At 63.3% G+C, this 1,032-nt stretch carries 1 protein-coding gene and 1 tRNA gene; one reads left to right on the forward strand and one right to left on the reverse strand.

Features of this window, described 5'->3' with window-relative positions:
• Positions 1 to 53: 53 nt before the first annotated feature.
• On the reverse strand, positions 54 to 596 hold the full coding sequence (locus ACFWF3_RS37030) for a transglycosylase family protein (RefSeq protein WP_379318933.1): 543 nt from the start codon (positions 594 to 596) through the stop codon (positions 54 to 56).
• Between the two features lie 356 nt (positions 597 to 952).
• On the opposite strand from ACFWF3_RS37030, the gene ACFWF3_RS37035 reads away from it, so the two are divergent.
• Positions 953 to 1,026 (forward strand) — tRNA-Met (locus ACFWF3_RS37035).
• Positions 1,027 to 1,032 lie beyond the last annotated feature (6 nt).

The raw sequence follows: 1,032 nt of genomic DNA on the forward strand, positions 1-1,032 counted from the left end.
GGAAAGGCCCCGTCTGGTCGACGGGGCCTTTCTTGTGCAGGGGGAACGGTGGATCAGCCGCCGATCGAGGCGATCAGCGGAGCGTTGGCGTCGAGCAGGGCTTGGTACTGACCCGCGACACCGTACTGGTCGGCCAGCGCCTTGCCCGTGGCCTTGGCCTGGTCGACGGCAGCCTGGACGTCGGTCTTGGCCTCGGCGGGCAGTTCGACCGGCAGTTCGACGGCGGGCTCCTCGACCACCTCGGGCTCGGATGCGCCCGACTGGAGGAACTGGCCGCAGTGCGGCCAGGCGCCGACGCCCTGGCTGGCGAGCACGTTCTCCGCGACGCGGATCTGCTCATCCTTGCTGGCGTTGTGCGCCGAACCCTGGCCGCCGTTGGCCGCCCAGGTGCTCTGCGAGAACTGCAGGCCGCCGTAGTAACCGTTGCCGGTGTTGATGCCCCAGTTGCCACCGCTCTCGCACTGGGCGACGCCGTCCCAGTTGTAGGCGGCGGCGGAGGCGGTGCCGGTGGCGAGGCCGAACGGAACGGCAACAAGGGCGCCGGCGATGGCGGCGACGCCAAGGGCGCGGGTGCTGAATTTCCGGGTCTCAGTCATGGGGGAGACGCTAACCAAAGAATCGACGCCGATCACATCTTGATAACGAGCGGATTCTATGAATGGAATAGTCGTCTTTTCGATGTTTACACTGCATAACCAGTGGGAATACCTAGATTCCGGTCAGTCTGTTATTGCGCCGTTATGTGTTCGGGATCACGAGGTGATAGTGACGCCACTCACTGAAACTCGGCCTCGCCGCGGGCGATTGCCGGAACATGTGATGGCTGCCACAGTCGCGGGGTTCGATATGCGGTGTTGCCCGTCGATGATTGCGCTTTTTGGTGATAAAACCCGTGTTGACCTCGCGATTTGGCGCCTGCGTGAACCTGTGTGTAATGTTGTGTTCACACCGACGCGGGGTGGAGCAGCTCGGTAGCTCGCTGGGCTCATAACCCAGAGGTCGCAGGTTCAAATCCTGTCCCCGCTACAAAGA

The organism is Nocardia sp. NPDC060220 (assembly GCF_042727815.1).
Taxonomy (GTDB): Bacteria; Actinomycetota; Actinomycetes; order Mycobacteriales; family Mycobacteriaceae; genus Nocardia.